Origin of the sequence: Pseudovibrio sp. Ad13 (genome assembly GCF_001623225.1) — a bacterium.
Lineage (GTDB): Bacteria > Pseudomonadota > Alphaproteobacteria > Rhizobiales > Stappiaceae > Pseudovibrio.
The window spans coordinates 162,499-186,824 of the sequence record NZ_LMCC01000002.1 but is presented as its reverse complement, the minus strand read 5'-3'; the positions used below and the strand labels follow the sequence as shown (position 1 = coordinate 186,824).

Genomic DNA, 24,326 nt, shown 5'->3' with positions numbered 1-24,326 from the left:
AATTACACCGTTCTAGAAGCGATCGAAGACACAGCGCGCATAATGGCACCCACTGCACGACGGGCCGGCTCAACGCCTCGGCCAGTGTCGACAATAAAATGCGCTTTTTTGCGTTTTTCTGCGTCGTTTAATTGTTTTGCGTAGATAGCCTCAAATTTCTCTTCTGTCATGCCTGGTCTTTCAAGAACACGCTGACGCTGCACATCATATGGTGCAGAAACCACGACGACTGCATCAACGGCCTTGTGTTTGCCGACCTCGAAGAGGAGAGGGACATCGAGAACGACGACCTTACGACGGTCTAGTTTTGCTTGATTCAGAAACTCAGTTTCAACTTCCTGAACGAGCGGGTGGATGAGGCTTTCCAGAAGCATCATCTTTGCTTTGTCGTGAAGGACGATTTTACCGAGGGCTTCGCGGTCAATCCGTCCATCTTTGGCAGTGCCGGGAAAGGCGCTGCCAACAGGTTCAACAGCTTTGCCAGTGTAAAGCGCATGGACGGCAGCATCTGCGTCATAAACAGCGGCTCCAGCCTCTGCGAAGAGCTTTGAGGTAGTTGATTTCCCCATTCCAATCGAGCCAGTCAGACCGAGAATAACCATTCAGGTAAGTCCCATTTCTCTCAGGATCATCTCACGAAGCTCGTCGGTGACTTCCGGACGAACTCCAAACCATTTTTCAAAACCCGGTACAGCTTGGTGAAGTAGCATTCCCAGACCATCAACCGTCGAATTGCCACGCTGAGCAGCATCACGAAGCAGTTTGGTTTGTAACGGAGAGTAAACTATATCCGTCACAACTGCTGATTTCGACAGGTTATCAAGATCAATGTTTAATTCTGGTTGTCCAGACATACCAAGAGAGGTCGTGTTGACCAGAAAATCCGCTTCTCCAAGCTTTTCCCCCAGACTATCCCATTCAATTGCGATAGTATTTGGGCCAAATTGATCTGCAAGTTTCTGCGCTTTTTCTAGTGTTCTGTTGGCGATATACACTTCTGTGTATCCTCTGGACAGCAACGCCCAGATAATCGCCCGGGAGGCGCCGCCAGCCCCCAGAACAACGGCTTTATTCCCGTTGTTATCCCAGTTTGGCAACATCTGGTCGAGATTTCCCAGAAAGCCAAGACCGTCGGTGTTTGAGCCATTCAAAACACCTTCATCATCCAACCAAAGCGTGTTTACAGCCCCAATCATTTTGGCTGCATCATCCAACTTCTCAGCAGATTTATACGCATGCTCTTTGTTTGGAATTGTCACGTTACAGCCAACAAGCCCATGCTCAGCCAATGCGCTGTAAAAGCTTTCGGCAGTCTCAGGAGGTACATCCTGTGCGATGTAGCTGCCTTCTATGCCGTGCTGTTTGAGCCAATAACCATGTATCAGAGGGGATTTTGAATGACCAATCGGATGTCCTGTGACAGCTGCGTTCCTCATTTCTTCAAAACCTCAATCTCGCGCAAGAAAGAGAGGAGGCTCAGGAGAGGTAGGCCCAACACTGTGAAGTAATCGCCCTCAATCTTATCAAAGAGCTGCACGCCTTCAGCTTCCAGCTGATACGCACCAACGCTGGAGAGAATTTCGGATCCGGTTCGCTCAATGTACCAATCCAGAAAATCTTCAGATAACTCACGCACATTCAGAATTGCCGTCGAAATACCTTCCCAGACAACTTCACCATCTTTAACAACACATGCTGCAGAATGAAGCGCGTGGCTTTTGCCGGAAAAGCTCATGAGTTGCTTGCGGGCTGCGTTCAGATCTTCTGGCTTAACGAGACGCTTTCCTTCGAATGCCAGGATCTGATCAGCGCCAACGACATAAGCACCATGATTTCGGGCGGAAACTTCTTTCGCTTTCGCAACGGATAATTTGGCTGCAATCACTTCTGGGTCCACACCAGTGGAAAGCAATGGCTCTTCTATCTGTCGTTCATCAACATTTGCTGGAATACGATCAAAAATTAAGCCTGCATTTTCTAAGAGAGTCGCGCGAATTTTACTTCCGCTCGCTAAAATCAGTCGAGTCATACTCTGCTTTCTCAATCTGAGGATTTCTTGTGCTGTTTATTGGGATAAAGCGCGATGCTTCTCAATATTCTTCTGTCTCTTTTTGCTCATTTTTATGTTTTCGGAGCAAATCCATGATCTCAGCTGCCGTTTCTTCGATTGAACGGCGCGTTACATCGATGAGCGGCCAGCCATTTTCAGCACACAACCGTTTCGACATCGCAATCTCCTGAGCAATTGATTTGCGATCAACGTAAGTGTCGTTGTCTGTTTTGGCATCCAGCGACAATATGCGGTTCTGGCGGATATCTCGAATACGTTCGGCCGTGGCCATCAGACCGACCACGAGAGGTCTTTTGGCTTTCAGGAGCTGACGGGGAGGGCGCATATTTGGAATAAGCGGGATGTTAGCCGCCTTAATACCTCTATTTGCCAGATAGATAGAGGTTGGTGTCTTAGAGGTTCGGCTGATACCGACGAGAATAACATCTGCTTCATCCAAAGCCCCTGCGATTTGGCCATCATCATGCAACATGGTGTAGTTCATCGCTTCCATGCGCTGGAAGTATTCCTCATCCATCACGTGCTGTCCGCCCACACGCCACGTTTCTGTGACGTTCAGATAGCTATGGAAGACCTGATAGACGGGCTTAAGAACATTGACGCATGGCAGGCCTAAATCCTGACATTTGCGCTCCAGACGGCGGGCATAGGATTGTTCCACAAGGGTGTAGAGAACAATTCCTGGTGCAGATTCAATCTCTTCCAGGACTCTACTCAACTGCTTGTCATGCCGGATCAGCGGGTAAACATGCTCGATGGGCTGAATATTCTCATATTGCGCGGTTGCAGCACGCACAATTGTCATCAAAGTTTCGCCCGTTGAGTCCGAAACCATGTGTAAATGGAAGTAGTTAGAGTGGTTACCCAAGGTATCATCCTCAACATTCCTAAGAGACTTGGAAAAACTAGCCAAATCTCACTGTGCTTTCAAATTAATGCCCGCTGACCCTAATCCGTCAACAATTCCATATTTTGAGAATACTGATTTCGAAACGACTTGGATAAACGGGATTGCACATTGCCCACGCAAAATATTCACAGCACAGCATACGGGATAAACTGTGATCTGTGGTTATTTTCCAGATTGTAACCTATTGAATCTTTAGAAAAAACAATTTGTTTTCGACTCCTGTTGAGAGTCTTGCTTGTTTTTGATCTGTGACTTTTCCTATTAGGATTTTCTCAGTTAGGAATTGTGGAATTAAATTGATCCCTGCTATTCACTCACTAATAGAAATAGAAACTTCCAAATAAGAAGATTCTTTTTAAGCAGGCTTGGGAAAAAGAGGCGATTTATGGAATCTCATGAAAGAGCGGTAATGCGCGTTTTGGCAGGCGAGAAACTAGAGCGCCCACCAATCTGGATGATGCGCCAGGCAGGACGGTATTTGCCTGAGTACAGAGCTGTACGAGCTCAAGCACCGAATTTTCTCGACTTCTGCTACAATACCGATCTTGCGACAGAAGTTACTCTCCAACCCATTCGCCGGTATGGCTTTGATGCTGCCATCCTATTTTCTGACATCTTCGTTGTTCCAGATGCGCTTGGCTACCCTGTAAATTTTGAGGAGGGTCGAGGACCAGTTCTCGAACCACTTTCGACAGAACTCGTTGATAAACTTGATCAAGCCAGGACGATGGAGCATTTGGCTCCTGTTATTGCCACAGTCGAGCGTTTGAGAGCGGAGTTACCGACTGAAACCACCCTTCTGGGCTTCTGCGGAGCCCCGTGGACGGTCGCTTGCTATTCTGTGGCTGGTCATACCACCCAGGACCAGTTTGCCGCTCGTATCGGCTCCTATCAGGATCCTGAGCTTCTGACTGCATTCATTGATCAGCTGGTTGAAGCTTCGATCACGTACTTGGTGGCTCAGTTTGATGGTGGTGCAGATGCATTGCAGATCTTTGACACCTGGGCAGGTGTTCTGGATGACATCGGTTTTGAGCAGTGGTCTGTTGGTCCGACCCGCAAGATCGTTGATGGGGTGAAAGCTCAGCGTCCAAACGCAAAGATCATTGGTTTCCCGAAAGCATCAGCTGCTCGCTTGAAGCGCTATGTTGAAGCCACTGGCGTTGATGCAGTTGGTCTGGACTGGACTGTTCCGGCAGAAGTGGCGCAGGAAATTCAGAAAATTGTTCCTGTACAGGGCAATATGGATCCAATGCGCCTTGTTGCCGGTGGACGTGCGCTGGAAACTGGAATAGATCACGCTCTCGAAGTTTTGGGTAATGGTCCGCACATCTTTAACCTTGGTCATGGCGTTGTTCCGCAAACTCCGCCAGAACATGTTGCTGAGATGGTGAAGCGGGTTAAAGGCCTGTAAGCAGACACTGCGAATTAGATAAGGCGCGGATCATGGATGATGCATATTCCTGGGCGAAGTCCCTCCACATAATCTCTGTGATTGCCTGGATGGCGGGATTGTTCTACTTGCCGCGCCTTTTCGTTTATCACACGAACGCTGAAATCGGTTCTGATAAGAGCGAGACCTTCAAGATCATGGAGCGCCGATTGCTTAAGGCGATTATGGCTCCATCCATGATGGCCACCTGGATTTTTGGCTTGTGGCTGGTTTATCTGCTTGATGCCTATTTTGATCTTTGGTTTATGCTGAAGTTTTCACTGGTTATACTGATGACGATATATCACGTGATGCTTTCACGTCATGTCACCAAGTTTGCGCAGGATCAAAATAAGAATAGTGAGCGCTACTTTAGAATTATTAATGAACTACCGACACTATTAATGGTTGCAATTGTGTTCCTGGTGATCTTTAAACCCTAGGTGATCCGAACATTCGAATTTTAATATTGGAAAATTAGGAGAATTAGTGGGCAATAAGCACTTGCCGAATTCAATTCGATTAGTTATTGTCCCCGCAACTTCACGATGTAGCTTATGTGATCGCTGATCTCCTAGCGATTTTCGAAGGTCGATAAATATCGTATCTAGATGAGCTGCTATTCCCCCCTAACGTTTTGTGTTCGAAAGTTCTTGATCCTTCTAAAGCTAAATCAAGTCCAGAACCCATAGTAAAGACGATCCCTATTGATGCGGGAAATGAAACTCAGAGACCTGAAAACTAAGAGCGCAACTGAACTCCTTGCTTTTGCTGAGGAACATGACGTTGAAAATGCAAGCACCATGCGCAAACAGGAACTTATGTTTGCGATTTTGAAGAGACTTGCAGAGCAAGATATTGAGATCATCGGCGAAGGTGTCGTAGAGGTCCTCCAAGATGGATTTGGATTCCTCCGCTCTCCTGATGCGAACTACTTGCCAGGCCCAGACGATATTTACGTTTCACCTTCACAGATCCGTCGCTTTTCTCTGCGCACCGGTGATACTGTTGAAGGCCAGATCCGTAGTCCTAAAGAAGGTGAGCGTTATTTCGCTCTTCTGAAAGTCAACAAAATCAACTTTGAAGACCCTGAAAAAGCGAGACATAAGGTTCACTTTGATAACCTGACACCGCTTTATCCAGATGAGCGCTTCAATCTTGAAATCGAGAATTCTACCTCCAAGGATATTTCTTCTCGCATTATTGATCTTGTAGCTCCGCTCGGTAAAGGCCAGCGTGCTTTGATCACTGCGCCTCCTCGGACAGGTAAAACAGTATTCCTTCAGAATATTGCGAAATCTATTACCACCAATCATCCTGAATGTTACCTCATCGTTCTGTTGATCGATGAACGTCCGGAAGAAGTAACGGACATGCAACGTACAGTTGATGGTGAAGTTGTATCTTCAACCTTTGATGAGCCAGCTACTCGTCACGTTCAGGTTGCTGAGATGGTTATTGAGAAGGCAAAGCGTTTGACCGAACATGGTCGCGACGTTGTTATTCTTCTGGATTCCATTACTCGCCTTGGCCGTGCCTACAACACCGTTGTTCCTTCCTCCGGTAAGGTTCTGACCGGTGGTGTTGATGCGAACGCCCTGCAGCGCCCTAAGCGCTTCTTTGGTGCTGCGCGTAACATTGAAGAGGGTGGTTCTTTGACCATCATCGCAACGGCACTGATTGATACCGGTAGCCGTATGGATGAAGTTATCTTCGAAGAATTCAAGGGTACTGGTAACTCTGAAATCATCCTTGATCGTAAGATCTCTGATAAGCGCGTCTTCCCAGCAGTTGATATTCAACGCTCTGGTACTCGTAAGGAAGAACTTCTTGTTCCTGCTGATAAGCTCAAGAAGACTTTCGTTCTGCGCCGTATTCTCAGCCAGATGGGTACTGTTGATGCTGTTGAGTTCCTGCTCGACAAGCTGCGTCAGACCAAGTCCAATGATGACTTCTTCGACTCTATGAATACCTAGGTTTACTGCCTACCGAATTTTTCAGCCCCGCTCGCCAATTCGGTGAGCGGGGCTTTTTTATTTTTTAAGCCAATGTATTTGAATAAAAATGTCTACTGATGAAGCATCTGCAACTTCTGGGAAGGGTACAATGCTTAATATATTTTGCAAATGTGGTTGTGTTCTCAGAGAGATGCGGTTTTTTATCTGAGGACCTTGGCAGCAAGATTAGATGAGACACTCATGAAAGTAGTAGCTTTGGATAAATGTCCGCGGATTGAAACTGATCGACTTGTTTTGCGGAAATGGGAGCCACGGGATTTAGATGGTCTCTATCGCCTAAATACCGATCCCAAGGTGGGAGAGTTTTTCCGCACACTAAACTCTCCGGAAGAAACACCTTTGCTGCTGGAAGTACATTTGCTCAAACAACAGAAAGATGGCTTCTGCTTTCCTGTGATCGAAGATAGAGCCACAGGAGCTTTTCTCGGGTTCTGCGGGTTTAACGTCCCTCTTTACCAAGAGCCGATGTTTTTTGAGCCGTGCATTGAAATGGGTTGGTGTCTTATCCCTGAAGCCTGGGGGAAGGGGATTGCAGTCGAGGCAGCTAACATCTGGCTTAAATTCGGATTTGAAACTCTTCAGTTAGAAGAGATTGTATCTTTTACTGTTGTTCAAAATCATCGATCGCGACGTGTAATGGATAAGCTTGGTATGGTTCATGACCCTGCCGAAGATTTTAACTTTCCTGGTGTTGAAACTGATGATCCGTTATGTCGGCATGCTTTATACCGGCTTTCCAAAGAGCATTATTTTAGGCAATTGAATGATGGAAACTTTAATCGATAAATGCCCGCGCGTTGAAACCGAAAGGCTTGTTCTTCGTCGGTGGGAAGACCAGGATCTGGATGGTGTCATTCGCATGAATGGTGACCCGAGAGTGATGGAGTTTTTCCGATCTCTGAATACGCCAGATGAAGCGCGGCAGTTCCTTGATTTTATGGTGGGGCAGGAAGAAAAGCATGGTTTCTGTTTTCCCGTGGTGGAAGACAAAAAGACTGGTGCCTTTCTCGGTTTTTGTGGGCTCAATGTTCCTGCGTACAGTGGGCCTTTGCCATGTGAGCCCTGTGTTGAGATTGGTTGGCGGCTTACCCCTGAGACATGGGGAAAGGGCATTGCTGTTGAAGCGGCTAGGTTCTGGCTTGGATTCGGATTCGAAACGCTTCAGCTTGATGAAATTGTTGCCATCACGGTCGTGCAAAATCACAAGTCCCGGAGAGTGATGGAGAAGCTTGGCATGACACATGATCCTGCTGAGGACTTTGATTTTCCGAATGTTTCGGTTGACCACCCTTTATGCCGGCATGTTTTGTACAGGCTCTCTGCAGCTCAGTTCCGTGAGCAAGCTAATGGTTGATATCGCGATTGATCGGTGTCCGCGTATTGAGACTGAGCGATTGGTGCTGCGGAAGTGGGAGCTTACTGATCTGGATGGTCTTGCCGAAATGAATGCTGATCCGCGGGTGATGGAGTTCTATCCATCGGTGCTATCTCGTGCTGAGAGCGAGAAGATGTTGGTGCGTTACATGGAGGCGCAGCTGCGGGAAGGTTTTTGCTTTTCGGTTATCGCTGAAAAACGGAGTGGGCGGTTTCTTGGATATTGTGGGCTGAAGGTTCCGGGGTATCAGGAGCATCTTTCATTTGGGCCCTGCGTTGAGATAGGTTGGCGGCTCTTACACAGTGAGTGGGGAAAAGGGGTTGCCACGGTAGCCGCACAAACGTGGCTTAGATTTGGACTCGAAACTCTTAAGCTCAATGAGATTGTCAGCTTTACACCCGTGCAAAACTCTCGCTCTGAGAAGGTGATGCAGCGTCTTGGTATGGTTCGTGTTGAAGAGTTTGAGCATCCCATGCTTGAGGATGGGCACAGGCTTAAACGCCAGGTGCTCTATAAAATGACGCGACAACAGTAATTGGGGCAGGGCTATGATTGAAGACGTCATCGACAAATGTCCGCGGTTAGAGACAGAACGACTTGTGTTGAGAAAGTGTGAGCCGCGAGACCTGGATGGGTTTATCAGACTGAATACCGATCAAAAGACTCATGAGTTCTTCCGTTCACAGCCGTCCATAGAGGACTGTGAGAATGGATTCCAGTTAGGGATGCAAAAGCAGCGGAAGGATGGCTTTGGATTTGCTGTGATGGAAGACCGTGAATCTGGTTCATTCCTTGGTTTTTGCGGGCTCGAAATTCCTTCCTATGATGTTGGTCCATTGCCGTGTGAGCCATGCGTTGAAATTGGTTGGCGGCTTCTTCCTGAAGCTTGGGGGAAAGGGATAACGGTAGAAGCCTCACAGCGGTGGCTCAGATTTGGGTTTGAAACTCTCAAGCTTGATGAAGTGGTGGCTTACACTGTTGTTCAAAACCATAGGTCGCGACGGGTGATGGAGAAACTTGATATGGTTCATAACCCCGCTGAAGACTTTAATTTCCCCGGTGTGGCTGCGAACCATCTTTTATGCCGACATGTTTTGTACCGCCTTTTTAAAGAGAAATATTTGGAACGGAAAAATGGTTGAGACATTAATTGATAAGTGCCCACGTATTGAGACCGAGCGTCTTGTGTTGCGGAAGTGGGAAGAGCGAGATCTGGACGGTATGGATGAGATGAACTCAGATCCGGGCGTCATGGAGTTTTTCCCAGATGTGATGTCTCGCGATGAGAGTGCCCATATGCTTGAGCGTATGATGGTTAAGCAGGCTGATCTGGGTTTTGCATGTCCTGTTATTGAGGATCGGGCTTCTGGTAGGTTTCTTGGTTTTTGTGGTTTGAACATTCCGACCTATCCAAAACCACTCCCGTTTGATCCGTGTGTGGAGATTGGTTGGCGGCTTATCCCTGATGCCTGGGGGAAGGGGATAGCGCAGGAAGCAGCTCGTATCTGGCTTGGATTCGGTTTCGAAACTCTTGAGGTTGATGAGATCGTCAGCTTCACGACGGAGACAAACTTGCGTTCGCAAAAGCTGATGCAACGGCTGGGTATGACGAGGAATCCAGCTGATGATTTTAATCATCAAATGTTGGAGGATGACCACCCGTTGGTGCGTCATGTGCTTTACCGATTGACGAAGGATCGTTTTGAAAGCGTATCTAAGAGCTGAACGTAATTGAATGCTCGTGTATGGGTGATCTGTGAATTCTGTGATGTTTCACGTGAATCACCCATGTTTTCAAAAGTATATTTATGAGCGCTGACTCACGTGAAACTGTGAGTCAGCGTTTAACTTATTCGCGGATCAGATCTGCTCTTTCACCTGTTCAGGTGTTGTCGCTGGCAGAGAGCATCCTTTTTCGGAGCAGATGAAGACAGTGGTTTCATCCGTGTTCCAGGATGAGTTTTCCAACTCCATCGGCTTAGCTTCACCAGCAGGAATAACATCCATATAGAGGGCAGGATCAGCTCGAGAATGTAGAGCCTGCATTATTGGATTCGCGTCCGAACCAGTTCCCAGAACCACAAGCGCTTTCTTGAATCGGGTACGTGCATCAAGTGCTGTAAGCAGTGATGCTGTGCCGAAGATGTTGTTTGGAACATCGGCTGCAAATGCATTCAAAGTTCCATCGGCGACATCACGAGAAGATGTGTCACCTGTCAGGATCCAATGTTCTGAGAAGGCGAGAGCGGCTACGGCGTTGTAGTTTGGTGTTGCTTCATCATAGGCGTGGTAGGGGCGGAGGATGAGATCGTCGGCGTCCTTATCTGTCATGTAGAACGCACCGTTGGAATGGGTGAAGCGCTCTTTCAGAATATTTAGGAACTCTTCTGCCTGTTGCAGGTAGCTCTGCTTCTCGGATGGATTCGGTTCCGATCTGTACAAGGCAAGAGCTGCTCTAGCGGCCCATGCATAGTCAGCGGCAAATCCGACTTCCAGTCGCTGGCCCTGACGCCAGGAATGACTGAGCTTTCCATCAACAAACATATGCTCTGTGATGAAGGCGAAAGCGGCCTTAGCGGAAGTGCGCATAGTTTCACGTGAGGTAAGAGCACTTGCTTTCACCAGCGCACAGATGAGCATGCTGTTCCAATCAGCCAGCACTTTGTCGTCTTTGTGAGGCGGTATGCGTTTGCTTCTGTGATCCAGCAGGATTGCTCTGCAGGTTGCCAGAGCTTCTTCTTCAGCAGCTTCCAAAAGAGCAGGGGAGTGACGCCGGTTGAGGATGATGTTGCCTTCCCAGTTTCCATCCGAGGTGACGTCGTAGACATTAGAGAACAGCTCGAAGTGTTCTGCTGGGATGAGGCTCTTCAACTCATCATAGGTCCAGACATAGAACTTGCCTTCGACACCTTCACTGTCTGCATCCATGGAAGATGCAAAACCACCTTCAGGAAGCTTCATGTCGCGCTCAACCCAATCGACGACTTCCTGGATTCGGATGTGAAACAGTTCATCACCCGTTTCCTGATAGGCCCAGCACAGGTGTTCGATAAACTGTGCGTTGTCGTAGAGCATCTTTTCGAAATGAGGGACCAGCCAAATAGAGTCGACTGCGTAACGAGCCAGGCCACCTCCCACATGATCGTAGATACCACCTTGTGAAATTGCTCGCGTGGTTTTCAAAAACTGCTCACGCATGAAGGTGTTTTTTTGCGCCTTGGCAGTTCTGAAAATGAGCTCCTGAACGGAGGCCTGAGGGAACTTTGGTGCACCCTTCATGCCGCCTTCTTCTTCATCCTGCATGTTGAAGAGTTGCTTGCCGGCAGCAGTGATCAGGAAGCCAGAAAGAGGGGAGGCCTCTGATGGTGGCTTGTTGAGAGCCTGGCTGATGGCTTGCCGGTTCTCTTCAATGGTGTCGCGATTAGCAATGAAGCTTTGTGAAATTGTGGTCAGAATATCCTTGAAGGCAGGAGAGCCGTGTCGTGCTTCATTCGGGAAATAAGTACCACCCCAGAATGGATCACCCTCCGGCGTGAGGAACATGGTCAGCGGCCAGCCACCCTGTTGACCAAGCATATGGAGTGCCTGCATATAGATCTGATCAATGTCCGGGCGCTCTTCGCGGTCTACCTTGATGTTGACGAAATGCTCATTCATGAGAGCGGCTGTTGCTTCATCCTCAAAACTTTCATGGGCCATGACGTGGCACCAATGGCAAGCGGAGTAGCCAACAGACAGCAGAATTGGCTTGTTTGTTTTTTGCGCTTCTTCCAGTGCTTCCTTGCTCCATTCCCACCAGTGGACAGGGTTATTTTGGTGTTGAAGAAGGTAAGGACTTGAAGCGTTCGTTAAGCGATTTCTGCTCATAAAGAGGTGATCCTGAGTTCAAGGTATTGCTTGGCGTAAAGGCTAGGTTTAACGCAGTTCATACGAGATCATACAGTTAAAGAACCGGACGTGGAATGAATACACAACAGGAAACCATCTACGCAGTTTCTAGCGGCGCACTTCCTTCAGGCGTTGCTGTTATCCGTTTATCAGGTCTACAGTCCGGGCCAATCCTGAGAAAGCTGATTAAAGGTAAATTCCCCGTTTCACGTGAATCATGCCTTAAGAAATTATGGGACCCTGTAGATGGTTCTATTTTGGATCATGCGCTGATTTTGTGGTTCGAAGGCCCTGGAAGTTTCACTGGCGAAGACACAGTCGAGCTACATTGCCATGGCGGGCGAGCTGTTGTTGCGGCGGTGCTGCGCGCACTTTCTACTTTTGAAAAGACACGACCAGCTGAGCAGGGTGAGTTTACGCGCCGGGCATTTCACAACAACAAACTCGACCTGACTGAGGTTGAGGGCCTTGCTGATCTCATTGATGCAGAGACCGATGCGCAGCGTCGGCAAGCTCAGCGTCAGATGGATGGGGCGCTTGGTGACCTCTATTCGCAGTGGCGCGAAACACTGATCCGCAGCCGTGCGATGATTGAGGCCGAGCTCGACTTCTCCGATGAAGATGACATTCCAGATTCTGTGGCTGATGAAATCTGGGTGGAGCTGTCGAAGCTTCGGGACCAGATTGTCGCCCACCTTTCTGATGCGCGAAGAGGGGAGCGTCTGCGCTCTGGTCTGCAGGTTGTTCTGCTTGGCCCACCGAATGCGGGTAAGTCCAGCTTGATGAATAAACTGGCTCAGCGTGATGTGGCGATCGTGACGCCGGAAGCTGGAACGACCCGAGATGTGCTCGAGGTGCATCTGGACCTTGGCGGTTATCCGGTCACGCTGATTGACACAGCAGGCATTCGTGAGAGTGCTGGCATGATTGAGAAAGAGGGCATTCGCCGTGCTCTCGTTCATGCTGAAAAAGCTGATCTCATTCTCTGGACACATGCGCCGAATGTGACTGCTGAGGAGTTACCGGAGAGCTTGCTGAAGAATGGTGCGGAGATCTGGCGTCTCAATACTAAGAGTGATTTGGATTCTGATGCTGATCATGACTCCTTCGAAACGACAGAAGAGATCAATGTCTCCGTTCGTGAAGAGGGCGGTATGAACGCGCTGCTATCAAGCCTCGAGTCGTTTGCGGAACGAAATATCGGATTGATCGAAAACCCGCTTATCACTCGTGAACGTCATCGTTCTCATCTGACCCAATGTGTGGAAGATCTGAACCACGGTATTCAAGCGGAGGGCTTTCCGATTGAATTGAGAGGTGAGGATTTGAGACGAGCAGCTGATCAACTGGGGCGTATCACAGGTCAAATCGACGTTGAAGATTTGCTCGATGTCATCTTCCGTGACTTCTGCGTTGGTAAATAAAAGATGTAGAAGTGCCATGTTTCACGTGAAACATTTATTGGGAATCGTGAGTCAGTGGGGAAAAACTGGTGAGTCTCGTGGATAACTAATGCTGCGGCATTGGCGACTCACTGCGCTGTTTTCTTTGACCCAGCGCGTGACCTGTTGTATCAAGTCTTCAAGAAAATAGGTAGTTGCCCTTCTAGTTCCCCCAAGTTTTATCTGCGGCCTTCATATGGTCCAGAGGCTCGCAGAGAGTGTGGCTTGTCCTTTCTCTGTTTTTAGATGGGCGAAATGCAGGACCGAAATGTCTGATAATTTTGATCTTGAGTTTGATGTTGTCGTGATTGGCGGCGGCCATGCAGGCTGTGAAGCCGCGGCTGCAGCTGCGCGCATGGGTGCCCATACAGCGCTTATAACTCATCGCTTTGACACCATTGGTGTGATGTCGTGTAACCCAGCTATTGGCGGTTTGGGGAAGGGGCATCTGGTTCGAGAAATCGATGCACTGGATGGATTGATGGGCCGGGTGGCTGATGCTTCCGGTATTCAATTCCGTATGCTCAATCGTCGCAAAGGGCCAGCTGTGCAAGGGCCGCGCTCTCAGGCTGACCGAAAGCTCTATCGCGAAGCGATGCAGGCTGAGATTAAAGCGATTGATAATCTCGATGTGGTGGAAGGCGAAGCTGACACGCTGATCCGTGAGGGTGATATCCTCAAAGGCGTCGTGCTTGGTGATGGTCGTCGGGTTTCGGCCAAGGCAGTCGTGATCACGACCGGCACGTTCCTGCGTGGTCTGATCCATATCGGCGATAAGCAAATTCCTGCGGGTCGTGATGGTGAAGCGCCAGCGCTTGGTTTGTCTGTATCTCTGGAAGAGATTGGTCTGCGTCTTGGTCGTTTGAAGACAGGCACTCCGGCACGTCTGGATGGGCGCACGATCAATTGGGATATCCTTCAGCAGCAGCCAGGTGATGAAGAGCCTATTCCATTTTCAACACTGACTGACAAAATCCAGATCCGTCAGGTGCCGTGTTACATCACACGCACGACCCCAGAGACGCATCAGATCATTCGCGACAACATTAAACGTTCAGCGATGTATTCGGGCGAGATCCAGGGCAGGGGTCCTCGGTACTGTCCGTCTATTGAAGATAAGATCGTTCGCTTTGGTGATCGTGACGGTCATCAGATCTTCCTTGAGCCAGAAGGATTGGATGATCCAACGGTCTATCCGAATGGTATTTCGACCTCGCTGCCTGAGGATGTTCAGATCCAGTTTCTGCGCACCATTCCGGGTTTGGAGAAGGTTGAGTACTTCAAACCGGCTTATGCGATTGAGTACGATCACATCGACCCGACTGAACTGACAAACACGCTTGAGGTGAAGAAGCAGAAGGGCCTTTACCTCGCGGGTCAGATCAATGGCACGACCGGCTATGAAGAGGCTGGAGCTCAGGGATTGTTGGCTGGTTTAAATGCTGCCAGAACGTCTCAAGACGGCGCTGCAGTGACTGTTGGACGTGCTGACGGGTACATTGGTGTGATGGTGGATGATCTCATTACACGGGGCGTTTCTGAGCCGTATCGCATGTTCACATCCCGCGCTGAGTATCGTCTCACACTACGTGCAGACAATGCGGACCAGCGCCTCACACCACTTGGTCTTGAGTGGGGATGTATTGGTGATACGCGTCGAGTCGCTTTCGAAACGAAGATGGAAAAACTGCGGAAAACCAAGGATTTGATGCAGTCCGTCAAAATTACACCCAACGAAGGGCGCAAGCATGGCTTGCCGATCAATCAGGATGGTGTGAAACGCTCTGTCTTTGATTTGTTGGCCTATCCAAATATCACTCTTGAAGACCTCATTGAGATCTTTGATGAGATGAAGGATGTCGATATCAAATGTGCCGAGCAAGTTTCTATAGATGCGATGTATGCCGTCTATCTGGAACGTCAGGCAGCTGATATTGCCGCTTTGAAACGGGATGAGGACTTGGTTATTCCTGAGCGGATTGATTATGCCTCATTGACCGGACTTTCCAACGAGGTGCGCCAGAAGCTTGAAGCTTTGCGCCCTTCAACCATCGGGCAGGCATCGCGCATGGATGGGATTACCCCAGCGGCGCTGACTTTGCTGCTTGCGTATATTCGCCGCTCAGGCAAAAACATTGCTGGTGCTGTTTAGTATGTCATTCGAAAAAAGGGCTGATTACAGCCAGATTACACCTGTCATGCGTATGTATGAGGATGTTTCACGTGAAACGTTTGAGCGTCTAAGTATCTATGTGGACCTCGTTCTCAAGTGGCAACCTGCACAGAATCTGATCGCACCATCTACGATGAATGATATCTGGATGCGGCATGTGGCCGATTCTATTCAGATTCAGCGTAGTTTGCCGGATGCACGTTCCTGGATTGATTTCGGAAGCGGTGCAGGTTTCCCTGGATTGGTGACTGCGATGTTGCTGAGGCAGGAAGAGGGAGAAGGCATTGTGCATATGGTTGAGAGCAACCAGCGCAAAGCAGCTTTCCTTCGGACTGTGGCACGTGAGACTGGCTGTAACGTCAAAGTTCATGCGGGTAGAATCGAAGCCGTTACGAAAGACTGGCAGGCTCCGATTGAGGGTGTTTCGGCGCGTGCACTAGCTTCTTTACAGGTTCTCTGCGGGTTTTCTTCGCAATTTGTACAGCGTGGCGCGACTGCTGTTTTCCACAAAGGTCAAGATTTTCGCCGCGAAATTGAAGAAGCATCTGCCGATTGGTCAATTGATCTGGTAGAAAAAGTAAGTCTAGTAGATCCGCTAAGTCGCGTTTTGGTTCTATCTAAAATTGACCCGAAAACCGCTAACTAGGGTGCTGTCGGATGAGCTTACTGCCGCAATCTCCACGTGTATTGACTATCGCCAACCAGAAGGGTGGCGTAGGCAAGACGACAACAGCCATTAATCTTGGCACAGCGCTTGCTGCAATTGGCGAACGCGTCCTGATTATTGACCTGGATCCGCAAGGCAATGCGTCGACAGGGTTAGGGATTGATCGCGTCGATCGTGAATATTCTACCTATGATGTTTTGAGCGGAGATTCGACGCTAGAGCAAACTGTTCTGGAAACCGCTGTTCCGCGTTTATGGATTGCTCCATCAACTATGGATTTGCTGGGTGTTGAGTTGGAGATTTCTTCTGCACCTGACCGGACATTCCGATTACGGAATGCAATTTCAGGTATGGCGCAGGCAGCTGAGATGGGTAGGGCACAAGGGTATTCATATATTCTAGTGGACTGTCCGCCGTCGTTAAACCTCTTGACTATCAATGCCTTATCGGCATCTCACAGCATTCTTGTACCGTTGCAGTGCGAGTTTTTTGCTCTGGAAGGTCTAAGCCAGCTGCTTAGCACCGTTGAGCAGGTGAAGCAGTCTCTCAATTCAGAGCTGAGCATCCATGGCATTGTGTTGACCATGTATGACAGCCGTAACAATCTCTCCAGTCAGGTTGTACAGGATGTGCGTGAGACGATGGGTGATGCAGTCTATGAGACTGTGATTCCACGGAACGTACGTGTTTCCGAGGCTCCATCTTATGGCAAGCCTGCTTTGCTTTATGATTTGAAGTGTTCCGGTTCGCAGGCTTATTTACGACTCGCTTCCGAAATTATTCAGCGAGAGCGTGACATGCGGATGGCGGCTGCCTGATCTGGCTGCCGCTTCTACTTTAAAGAGATTTGTTATTTGACCCGCAGAGCGTGCGGGAAGGGGCTACCGACTCCCGAGCTCCTAGAATGTAGATAGGTGGAATTGAAATGGCGAAAACTGAGGAAGCAGGGCGTACCAATAAGCGACTAGGGCGCGGCCTTGCAACGCTGTTGGGTGACGTAAACTCAGAGCCAGCTGTCTCCACTCCAGAACGTAACCGTGATGTACGGAAGGTGCCGATTGAGTACCTTCAGCCGAACCCACGTAACCCACGCAAATCATTTGTAGAAGATGATCTGAACAACCTGACCGAATCCGTTCGTCAGAAGGGGATTGTACAGCCAATTCTGGTGCGTCCTCGTCCGAATAAGCCGGGTCATTTCGAGATCATTGCTGGTGAGCGTCGTTGGCGCGCAGCTCAGAAGGCTGGTTTGCATGATGCGCCTGTTGTCATCCGTGAGGTGACTGATCAGGAAGCGCTGGAACTTGCGATCATCGAAAATGTTCAGCGTGCAGACCTGAATCCTATCGAAGAAGCGTTGGGTTATGATCAGCTGATCGAAGAGTTTTCTTACAGCCAGGTTGAACTCTCCAAGGTTATCGGTAAGAGCCGGAGCCATGTGGCCAACACACTGCGTTTGCTGAAACTGCCAAACTCTGTGAAGGACTATCTTGCAGAAGGGCTTCTCACTGCTGGTCATGCACGTGCATTGATCACTGCAGAAGATCCTGCGGCTTTGGCTGAGCTGATCGTGGAGAAGGGGCTCACAGTTCGTGATGCAGAGCGTCTGGCTCAGAACCCGGATTTGTTCCAGAAGAAAGAAGCTGCTCCGAAGCCTGAAAAGGATGCGGATACACGCGCTTTAGAGAAGCGTCTGGCCGATGGTCTGGGTCTTAAGGTGGCTATTGCTCACAAGACTGATAAGGGCACTGGTGAGCTTAAGATCAAGTACAAGAATGTAGAGCAATTGGACGAAGTCTGCCGCTTGCTGGGCATTCAGAACTGATTGTTTCTGTTTTCGGAAATTTAGAAAAGGCCGCGTCTCTTAACTGAGGCGCGGCCTTTTTAGATTCGGAAAAGAAATGATTTTTTTGACCAGCAGACTTAGCCTACGACTGGAAGCAGTTTTTCGATGCGTGCACTGACTTCTGCTCTCTTTTTCTCAGCCATATTGCGACGGCCGAACATCAAACCCAGGCAAATGAAGTACCAACGGAAAACCCAATAAGCCAAGAGGATTAGTGCGGGCAGGCCTATGATCAGATTTATGACTGATCCCAGTACCGCGTAGTTCTGCATGAGGTAGCCGATTAAGACACCAAAGCTGAGCAATGGCGGGAAAATCCAGGCCCACAATGATGCTGCTCCAAAAAGCGACAATTGAGGGCGTAGGAGTGCGAAGTTGATTGCCCAAAGTTCGTGTTGAGCGAACTTCAGCCTGATCCAGTGGATGAGTGAGTGAGACATAGGAGTGCCTGTGACTTCGCTTTGCGCGAATATTGTTGTTGTTTGTGAGGAAGGTGGCGACCCACCTTCCGCGTGTTTATCGTCGTCTGTTTGAGGCTTTTGCTACCTGAGCAATTGCCAAAAGGGTATGAGACACAATCGCAGTTGAGAGATTGGCGTTGAAGCGGGCCTCTTTGACAGCATCGTTGAGACGGGTCAGAGCGCGTTCCAGAAAGTCTTCATTCCAGATCTCAACTTGTCTGACAATCTTCGAGCGACGCTTCCAGAAGATTGGAGGACGCACGCCGCCAATAACATCTTCTACAGCAATGCGTTGATTGGCTTTTAAGCGGCACAGGTGGAGCATTTGGAAATGTCTGAGGGCTTGAGAGGCTATCACGCCAACGTCCGTCCCTGAGGCTGAGAGGCGCTCCAGGCCATGGTCCAATGTGATCGTATCACCCAAAGCTGCAGCATCGATTAGTTCATCCATGGCGAAGGCAGAAGCATCGCCGATGATCTCTTCGACATGATGGACCTCGATGCGATTGTCATTCATCGCGTAGAGGCACAGCTTCTTGAGTTCTCCGCGGCTTGCAATGCGGTCAGCGCCAAGCAGAGTGTGAAGCGCCATACGGGCTTCTTTGCTGATTTGCAGATTTGCTGACTGGGTTTCTTCATCAATCAGACGATCTACATCGCGTGCTGTGTCTGCAAAGCAGGGGATGGCGACAGCGGTTTTGCTGGCTTCGATCTTTTTGCGCAGGCCTGCTGTCTTCTTCAGGTCTCCGGCTTCAATCACGATGAAGGCAGAAAAGTCGTTGTTTTTGAGGAGTGGTTCGACGGCTGGCAGCACGCTCTTGGTGCCGTTTTCGCGGACCCAGATAGTGCGGCGGCCACCAAAGAGGGGAATGGTCAGAGCCTCATCGATCAACCTGCTCGGGTCTGCTGCGATATCAGCAGCGTCCAGTTTGACCTGGGAGAACGGATCATCATTCTCGGAGGCTGCTTTGGAGATGAGTGCTTGCGCTCGCTCATTCACCAACCCGGTGTCTGGCCCATAAACAAGAATGAGGTTTACGGAGTCTGGCGGGTTGGCGATGTACCGGTCAATTTCAGCAGCTTTGAGGGCTACCATAGTGGTCCTATTCTACAGGCTCTACAGGATGAGTTGCAAAGAAGCTTGCTATGCGGGTGTTGATGTCAGCAGCGACAACCTTGGTAGCACGGTCTTCTGCATCTCGTTCTGCTCTCAGGTTTGCAAAGCGCTGACTGGAAAAGTCAAAGGATGCAGAGGCAAAGGAGCGGCCAGTGTAGAGCGTACGATCTGTCTGGATATCTGCCAGAACGAAGCTGGTGTTGACGGTGATGTTGTAAGCGGTTGGCACGTCGGCCAGCTGCTCAACGCCCACTTCAGCACGGCGCTTGTCTGTCAGGATTTCCAAACGATACTTTGGCGGCAGAGCATCACCACCACGTGTGAACGCGAAAATCAGCTGATTGCGCAGGACCTGATTGATACGCTTGATAGACCCTGAATCCCCATAGCTTGGGAACTTCATGGAAATTGCCGCCATTTGAGCCTGGACGGTCTGGGTCTGCTCTGAACCATCGCCTAACAGCGTTGGACTAACGCCATAGAGCGGACGGAACTGGCAGCCAGAAAGAAGAAGGGCACCCGCAACAACTGTTGCCCCGCCGAGTAGAACCCGGCGGGAAGGGCGACCTGATTTAGCAGGGCGATCAAACAACGACATTTACAATCCTCTGAGGTACCACGATGATTTTACGTGGGGCCTTGCCATCCAGAGCTTTCTGAACAGCCTCATGTGCCAGAGTAGCTTCTTCTACCTGCTCTTTGGAAGAGTCTCTTGCTACAGAAAGCTCACCTTTTTTCTTCCCATTGATTTGAATCGGAAGCGTAATGGTGTTTTCTACCAGCAGATCCTCTTGGACAACTGGCCAGTTTGATGTGGATACCAGTCCTTCATTGCCGAGCATGGACCAGCATTCCTCAGAAAGGTGAGGTGTGATTGGTTCCATGAGCTGCAGGAGGAAGCCAGTTGCTTCGCGCAGAGCATATGCCATGTCCGGTTTGGACAGGTCTGATTGAAGCGCCTTGCTGATTGCGTTGGTGAACTCATAAAGACGGGCAACAGCACGGTTGAAGCCAAGGCCGTCAAAGTCTTTTGTGATGGCAGCCAGAGTTTTATGAGAAGCACGGCGCAGGGCTGTTGCTTCATCACTGAATTCAGCAGGTTTTGCGATGTTGGCTCCGGTCTTTTCTGAGACTTCACCAATGATACGCCATACGCGCTGTACGTGGCGCCATGCACCGATTACGCCATCTTCAGTCCAGATGATGTCACGCTCTGGCGGGCTGTCAGACAGAACGAAGAGACGTGCTGTATCAGCGCCGTAGGTGTCGATGATGTCGGTTGGGTCAACAACGTTCTTCTTCGACTTGGACATCTTCTCGATGGAACCAATGGTGACTGGAGCGCCGGTTTCTGCGTGAACCGCTTTTCTGTCGCCTTCGGTGCTGATGATATTGATCTCAGCTGGTGTTACCCATTTCCCATCAGGGTCTTTGTAGGTCTCATGGTTCACCATGCCCTGTGTGAAGAGGCCTTTGAATGGCTCTTTCACATCCAGATGCTTGGTGATCTGCATGGCGCGTGCAAAGAAGCGGGAGTAGAGCAGGTGCAGGATCGCGTGCTCGATGCCACCGATGTACTGATCAACAGGCAGCCACTCAGAAGCAACCTTTGGATCGGTCGGATTGCTGTTCTTCGGATCAGTGAAGCGCGCGAAGTACCAGGAGGAATCCACGAAGGTGTCCATGGTATCGGTTTCACGCTGAGCATCCTTGCCACAGCATGGGCATTTCACGTTGCGCCACGTTGGATGACGATCCAGCGGGTTGCCCGGACGGTCGAATGTGACATCTTCCGGCAGAACGATTGGCAGGCTTTCTTTTGGCGCTGGCTGAACACCACAGTCATCACAGTGGATGACTGGGATCGGACACCCCCAGTAGCGCTGACGGGAGATACCCCAGTCGCGCAGACGGTAGTTGGTTTCGCGGTGCGCCTGTTGCTTGCCTTTGGCTTCTTGCGCTTCCAGCTTGTCAGAAACAGCATTCTTCGCATCCTCGATGGACATGCCGTCCATGAACTCGGAATTAAAGATGGAGCCTTCGCCGGTGTAAGCTTCGGTGCCAACGTCGAATGTGGCCGGGTCTTCACCTTCTGGCAGCACAACTGCTTTGACTGGCAGTTTGTACTTGTGAGCGAAGTCCAGGTCGCGCTGGTCGTGCGCAGGACATGCGAAAATAGCGCCCGTGCCGTAATCCATCAGGATGAAGTTTGCCACATAGACTGGCAGTTCCCAGGATGGGTTCAGCGGGTGTTTGACTCGCAGGCCAGTGTCGAAGCCAAGCTTTTCTGCGGTTTCAATTGCTTCAGCTGTCGTGCCGATACGGCGACATTCAGCAATGAACTCCTGCAGTTCTGCATTGTCTTCAGCCAGTTTCTGCGTGATCGGATGATCTGGTGACAGGCCCATGAAGGACGCGCCGTACAGCGTGTCTGGACGGGTCGTGAAGATTTCCAGAGTCTCATCACCGGTTGGAGCGGTTTCGGTGAACTCGAAATTGACCTTCAGACCAACAGATTTGCCGATCCAGTTCTTCTGCATGAGACGAACTTTTTCAGGCCATTCGGTCAGAGTGTCGATTGCTTCCAACAGCTCTTCGGAATGATCAGAGATCTTGAAGAACCACTGGGTCAGGTCTTTCTGCTCAACAACTGCGCCAGAGCGCCAGCCTTTGCCGTCGATCACCTGTTCGTTTGCCAGAACGGTCATGTCGACCGGATCCCAGTTTACCTTCGCGTTTTTGCGGTAAACCAAGCCAGCTTCAAGAAAGTCCAGGAACAGGGCCTGCTGCTGTGCGTAATAACTTTCATCGCAGGTTGCGAATTCACGGCTCCAGTCAAACGACAGGCCGATTGTTTTCAGCTGACCGCGCATTGCTGCAATGTTGTCGTAGGTCCAACCCTTTGGGTGTACCTTCTTTTCAGCTGCCGCGTTTTCCGCAGGCATGCCGAATGCATCCCAACCCATCGGGTGCAAAACATTGTAGCCGCGTGCACGTTTGAAGCGTGCAACCACGTCACCCATGGAGTAGTTGCGCACGTGCCCCATGTGTAGACGACCGGATGGGTAAGGGAACATCTCTAGTACGTAGTATTTTTCGCGCGGATCATCGTTGTCCGTCTCGAAGACGTTCTTTTCGTCCCATACTTTTTGCCAGCGCGCTTCCGTTGCGCGTGCATTATACCTATCCGTAGCCATTTATTCCGCCGTGTGTTTGATTTTTGCCCTGATCAAGCAAATTAGGTTTGCTCGGACTGTCACCAGAAATTGCCAGCTTGGTCAAGCGGTAGACAGAGGAAAAACCAAGAAGATTTGTCAGAAATTTCTCAATGAAGTGCAACTACTCTTGCATTTAGACCTTAGGGAGCGCATTTCATGTCTCCAATATGGATTTTTCGCTGGAGTTAGGAATGAGTGACGCTGCTGCACTTCGCCTTAAAGAGGTTAAGGAAAACATCGGAAAAGCTGAGACGGATGTTGAACGTCCGAGCGGTTCTGTAACGTTGATTGCAGTCTCAAAAACCTTCGAAGCTTCAGCAATTAAGAGAGTTTTAGAAGCTGGACAGCGTGTGTTTGGTGAAAACCGGGTTCAGGAAGCAATGGGCAAATGGCCTGGGCTTCGTGAGGAGTTTGAGGGTGTTGAGTTACATCTGATCGGCCCGCTTCAGTCCAACAAGGCGAAAGAAGCTATTCAGACCTTTGACGTGATCCACACTGTGGACCGGGATAAGATTGCTAAAGCGCTGAAAGTTGAGATGGATAAGCAAGGCAAGGCGCCAAAGCTGTTCATTCAGGTTAATACCGGGGAAGAAGACCAGAAGGCTGGTATTCCTCCAAAGGAAGCGGATGCGTTTATCGCGAAGTGTCGTGATGAATACGGGCTGGAGATTGAAGGCCTGATGTGCATTCCGCCAGTTGACGAAGCACCGGGCATGCATTTCGCGTTGCTTGAGAAAATCGCAAAGCGGAACGGCCTTGAGAAGCTCTCCATGGGAATGTCCTCTGATTATCCGATTGCTGTTCAACATGGCGCAACACATGTGCGTGTCGGTTCTGCGGTATTTGGTGCGCGCGACTATTCGCAGTAAGCACGGGTGTTCGATTGGGCGCTACTTATTGAACTGTGCGGCGCCCCAGTCAACGGGCTTGTCCAGAATCGGGAATAGATCCCAGCCCATAATCTTCTCAGCCCGGATCCACTCAGCTAGTTCGTCACTGATAAATATTGTCTGACATAGTGGATCAACATATGTTGTTCGTTTTGAATCCGGATGAAACGGTGCACTTTTGAAATACTCTGGTTTACCGACGGTACCACGCCAAAGATGGCGGTCTTTTAGCCCGCCTTCCTTAAAATGTATCAGGTATGCGTCATTGCTATGGGGTTGTTTCCCCGAAGAGGTGACCCTTCGAAGACAGAAGTCGTTGGATGCTGCACGTTCGTAACCGCCACCGTAACGTTGTTCGCCGAAATTACGGGCACCAGCGTAGAGGGTGTTGTCATGGTCAATAATGTCGGGTTTTTGATGCAGGTAGAGCAAATGCCCCGCGCTACAGATTTTCCCAGTACCTTTGTGCTTGATAGTCACCGGATAAAAACCATGCCGCTCCGGTTCCAGCTCCTCAAGCTTATCTTTCAGCCGAGCACTTACTACAATCGTATTCCAGGTACCGCAAATTACATCCGGCAATCCACGCTTATCAGCTTCTTTAAGATACAAAGTATGAGGTATTTCGGCAATCCGGGCAGCATTCATGGGACTTTGTTCACCCGGCTTGTCAAACCGGTTGCGTCCCCGCATTAACATCGTAGTTAACTCAACATCAGGCGTTAAAGGCGGCTCAAATCCATCACAAACGGCATAAATTTGAGGGCCATGCGCAAAACCAAAATCAACAATAAAAGGCATTTCTGATATCCAATATA

General features: G+C 49.7%; 24 protein-coding genes. 14 read left to right on the top strand and 10 right to left on the bottom strand.

Features of this window, described 5'->3' with window-relative positions; genetic code table 11:
* Nucleotides 1-2: 2 nt before the first annotated feature.
* The 4 genes from coaE to PsAD13_RS01730 form a co-directional block, all read right to left on the bottom strand.
* The gene (coaE, locus tag PsAD13_RS01745) at nt 3-602 is read right to left on the bottom strand and encodes a dephospho-CoA kinase (RefSeq protein ID WP_063317118.1); all 600 of its coding nucleotides are present in this window, start codon (nt 600-602) and stop codon (nt 3-5) included.
* On the bottom strand, nt 603-1,436 hold the full coding sequence (locus PsAD13_RS01740; protein WP_063317117.1) for a shikimate dehydrogenase: 834 nt from the start codon (nt 1,434-1,436) through the stop codon (nt 603-605).
* Nucleotides 1,433-2,029: a Maf family protein gene (locus PsAD13_RS01735; protein ID WP_057463210.1), complete on the bottom strand. Its 597-nt coding sequence runs from the start codon at nt 2,027-2,029 to the stop codon at nt 1,433-1,435. The genes PsAD13_RS01740 and PsAD13_RS01735 overlap by 4 nt, the downstream gene beginning before the upstream one ends.
* Nucleotides 2,030-2,090: 61 nt before the next feature.
* A complete protein-coding gene (locus PsAD13_RS01730; protein ID WP_082596851.1) occupies nt 2,091-2,939 on the bottom strand; it encodes a pyruvate, water dikinase regulatory protein in 849 nt (282 codons plus the stop codon).
* Between the two features lie 427 nt (nt 2,940-3,366).
* Here PsAD13_RS01730 and hemE point away from each other — a divergent pair, with 427 nt between their 5' ends.
* The 8 genes from hemE to PsAD13_RS01690 all read left to right on the top strand — a co-directional run bounded on the left by hemE (nt 3,367) and on the right by PsAD13_RS01690 (nt 9,531).
* Nucleotides 3,367-4,395 carry a uroporphyrinogen decarboxylase gene (gene hemE / locus PsAD13_RS01725; protein ID WP_057463211.1) on the top strand — a complete coding sequence of 343 codons (1,029 nt, stop codon included), beginning with the start codon at nt 3,367-3,369 and terminating at the stop codon, nt 4,393-4,395.
* 32 nt (nt 4,396-4,427) lie between these two features.
* On the top strand, nt 4,428-4,856 hold the full coding sequence (gene hemJ, locus PsAD13_RS01720) for a protoporphyrinogen oxidase HemJ (protein WP_057463212.1): 429 nt from the start codon (nt 4,428-4,430) through the stop codon (nt 4,854-4,856).
* Between the two features lie 267 nt (nt 4,857-5,123).
* Complete coding sequence (gene rho, locus PsAD13_RS01715) at nt 5,124-6,389, top strand: transcription termination factor Rho (protein ID WP_057463213.1); 1,266 nt, start codon at nt 5,124-5,126, stop codon at nt 6,387-6,389.
* 222 nt (nt 6,390-6,611) lie between these two features.
* On the top strand, nt 6,612-7,217 hold the full coding sequence (locus PsAD13_RS01710) for a GNAT family N-acetyltransferase (RefSeq protein ID WP_063317362.1): 606 nt from the start codon (nt 6,612-6,614) through the stop codon (nt 7,215-7,217).
* On the top strand, nt 7,195-7,785 hold the full coding sequence (locus PsAD13_RS01705) for a GNAT family N-acetyltransferase (RefSeq protein ID WP_063317116.1): 591 nt from the start codon (nt 7,195-7,197) through the stop codon (nt 7,783-7,785). Before PsAD13_RS01710 ends, PsAD13_RS01705 begins: the two co-directional genes overlap by 23 nt.
* On the top strand, nt 7,778-8,341 hold the full coding sequence (locus tag PsAD13_RS01700) for a GNAT family N-acetyltransferase (protein WP_208986371.1): 564 nt from the start codon (nt 7,778-7,780) through the stop codon (nt 8,339-8,341). Before PsAD13_RS01705 ends, PsAD13_RS01700 begins: the two co-directional genes overlap by 8 nt.
* Before the next feature lie 13 nt (nt 8,342-8,354).
* The gene (locus PsAD13_RS01695) at nt 8,355-8,948 is read left to right on the top strand and encodes a GNAT family N-acetyltransferase (RefSeq protein WP_063317115.1); all 594 of its coding nucleotides are present in this window, start codon (nt 8,355-8,357) and stop codon (nt 8,946-8,948) included.
* Complete coding sequence (locus PsAD13_RS01690) at nt 8,941-9,531, top strand: GNAT family N-acetyltransferase (protein ID WP_063317114.1); 591 nt, start codon at nt 8,941-8,943, stop codon at nt 9,529-9,531. Before PsAD13_RS01695 ends, PsAD13_RS01690 begins: the two co-directional genes overlap by 8 nt.
* A 135-nt stretch (nt 9,532-9,666) precedes the next feature.
* Here the strand turns inward: PsAD13_RS01690 and PsAD13_RS01685 are convergent, their stop codons facing one another.
* Nucleotides 9,667-11,673 (bottom strand): thioredoxin domain-containing protein, encoded by a 2,007-nt coding sequence (locus PsAD13_RS01685; protein ID WP_063317113.1) that lies wholly within the window; start codon nt 11,671-11,673, stop codon nt 9,667-9,669.
* A 95-nt stretch (nt 11,674-11,768) separates the two neighbouring features.
* Here PsAD13_RS01685 and mnmE point away from each other — a divergent pair, with 95 nt between their 5' ends.
* From mnmE to PsAD13_RS01660, 5 genes are all read left to right on the top strand, one after another.
* Nucleotides 11,769-13,118, top strand: coding sequence for a tRNA uridine-5-carboxymethylaminomethyl(34) synthesis GTPase MnmE (gene mnmE, locus PsAD13_RS01680; protein ID WP_063317112.1), 1,350 nt, complete (start codon nt 11,769-11,771; stop codon nt 13,116-13,118).
* 286 nt (nt 13,119-13,404) lie between these two features.
* The gene (mnmG, locus tag PsAD13_RS01675; RefSeq protein ID WP_063305995.1) at nt 13,405-15,288 is read left to right on the top strand and encodes a tRNA uridine-5-carboxymethylaminomethyl(34) synthesis enzyme MnmG; all 1,884 of its coding nucleotides are present in this window, start codon (nt 13,405-13,407) and stop codon (nt 15,286-15,288) included.
* 46 nt (nt 15,289-15,334) lie between these two features.
* Nucleotides 15,335-15,955 carry a 16S rRNA (guanine(527)-N(7))-methyltransferase RsmG gene (gene rsmG / locus PsAD13_RS01670; protein ID WP_063317360.1) on the top strand — a complete coding sequence of 207 codons (621 nt, stop codon included), beginning with the start codon at nt 15,335-15,337 and terminating at the stop codon, nt 15,953-15,955.
* Between the two features lie 11 nt (nt 15,956-15,966).
* On the top strand, nt 15,967-16,794 hold the full coding sequence (locus PsAD13_RS01665) for a ParA family protein (protein ID WP_063286220.1): 828 nt from the start codon (nt 15,967-15,969) through the stop codon (nt 16,792-16,794).
* Nucleotides 16,795-16,901: 107 nt separating this feature from the next.
* Entirely contained in the window at nt 16,902-17,801 is a 900-nt protein-coding gene (locus PsAD13_RS01660; RefSeq protein WP_057463221.1) for a ParB/RepB/Spo0J family partition protein, read from the top strand.
* Between the two features lie 98 nt (nt 17,802-17,899).
* Here the strand turns inward: PsAD13_RS01660 and PsAD13_RS01655 are convergent, their stop codons facing one another.
* From PsAD13_RS01655 to leuS, 4 genes are all read right to left on the bottom strand, one after another.
* The gene (locus PsAD13_RS01655; protein ID WP_063286219.1) at nt 17,900-18,262 is read right to left on the bottom strand and encodes a hypothetical protein; all 363 of its coding nucleotides are present in this window, start codon (nt 18,260-18,262) and stop codon (nt 17,900-17,902) included.
* Between the two features lie 76 nt (nt 18,263-18,338).
* Nucleotides 18,339-19,379 carry a DNA polymerase III subunit delta gene (gene holA / locus PsAD13_RS01650; protein WP_063286218.1) on the bottom strand — a complete coding sequence of 347 codons (1,041 nt, stop codon included), beginning with the start codon at nt 19,377-19,379 and terminating at the stop codon, nt 18,339-18,341.
* Between the two features lie 7 nt (nt 19,380-19,386).
* Entirely contained in the window at nt 19,387-19,998 is a 612-nt protein-coding gene (gene lptE, locus PsAD13_RS01645; protein WP_063317111.1) for an LPS assembly lipoprotein LptE, read from the bottom strand.
* The gene (leuS, locus tag PsAD13_RS01640) at nt 19,985-22,597 is read right to left on the bottom strand and encodes a leucine--tRNA ligase (RefSeq protein ID WP_063317110.1); all 2,613 of its coding nucleotides are present in this window, start codon (nt 22,595-22,597) and stop codon (nt 19,985-19,987) included. Before leuS ends, lptE begins: the two co-directional genes overlap by 14 nt.
* A gap of 212 nt (nt 22,598-22,809) precedes the next feature.
* On the opposite strand from leuS, the gene PsAD13_RS01635 reads away from it, so the two are divergent.
* Nucleotides 22,810-23,487 carry a YggS family pyridoxal phosphate-dependent enzyme gene (locus tag PsAD13_RS01635; RefSeq protein WP_063291227.1) on the top strand — a complete coding sequence of 226 codons (678 nt, stop codon included), beginning with the start codon at nt 22,810-22,812 and terminating at the stop codon, nt 23,485-23,487.
* A gap of 21 nt (nt 23,488-23,508) precedes the next feature.
* On the opposite strand, the gene PsAD13_RS01630 is transcribed toward PsAD13_RS01635, so the two are convergent.
* Complete coding sequence (locus tag PsAD13_RS01630; protein ID WP_063317109.1) at nt 23,509-24,309, bottom strand: DUF1629 domain-containing protein; 801 nt, start codon at nt 24,307-24,309, stop codon at nt 23,509-23,511.
* Nucleotides 24,310-24,326 lie beyond the last annotated feature (17 nt).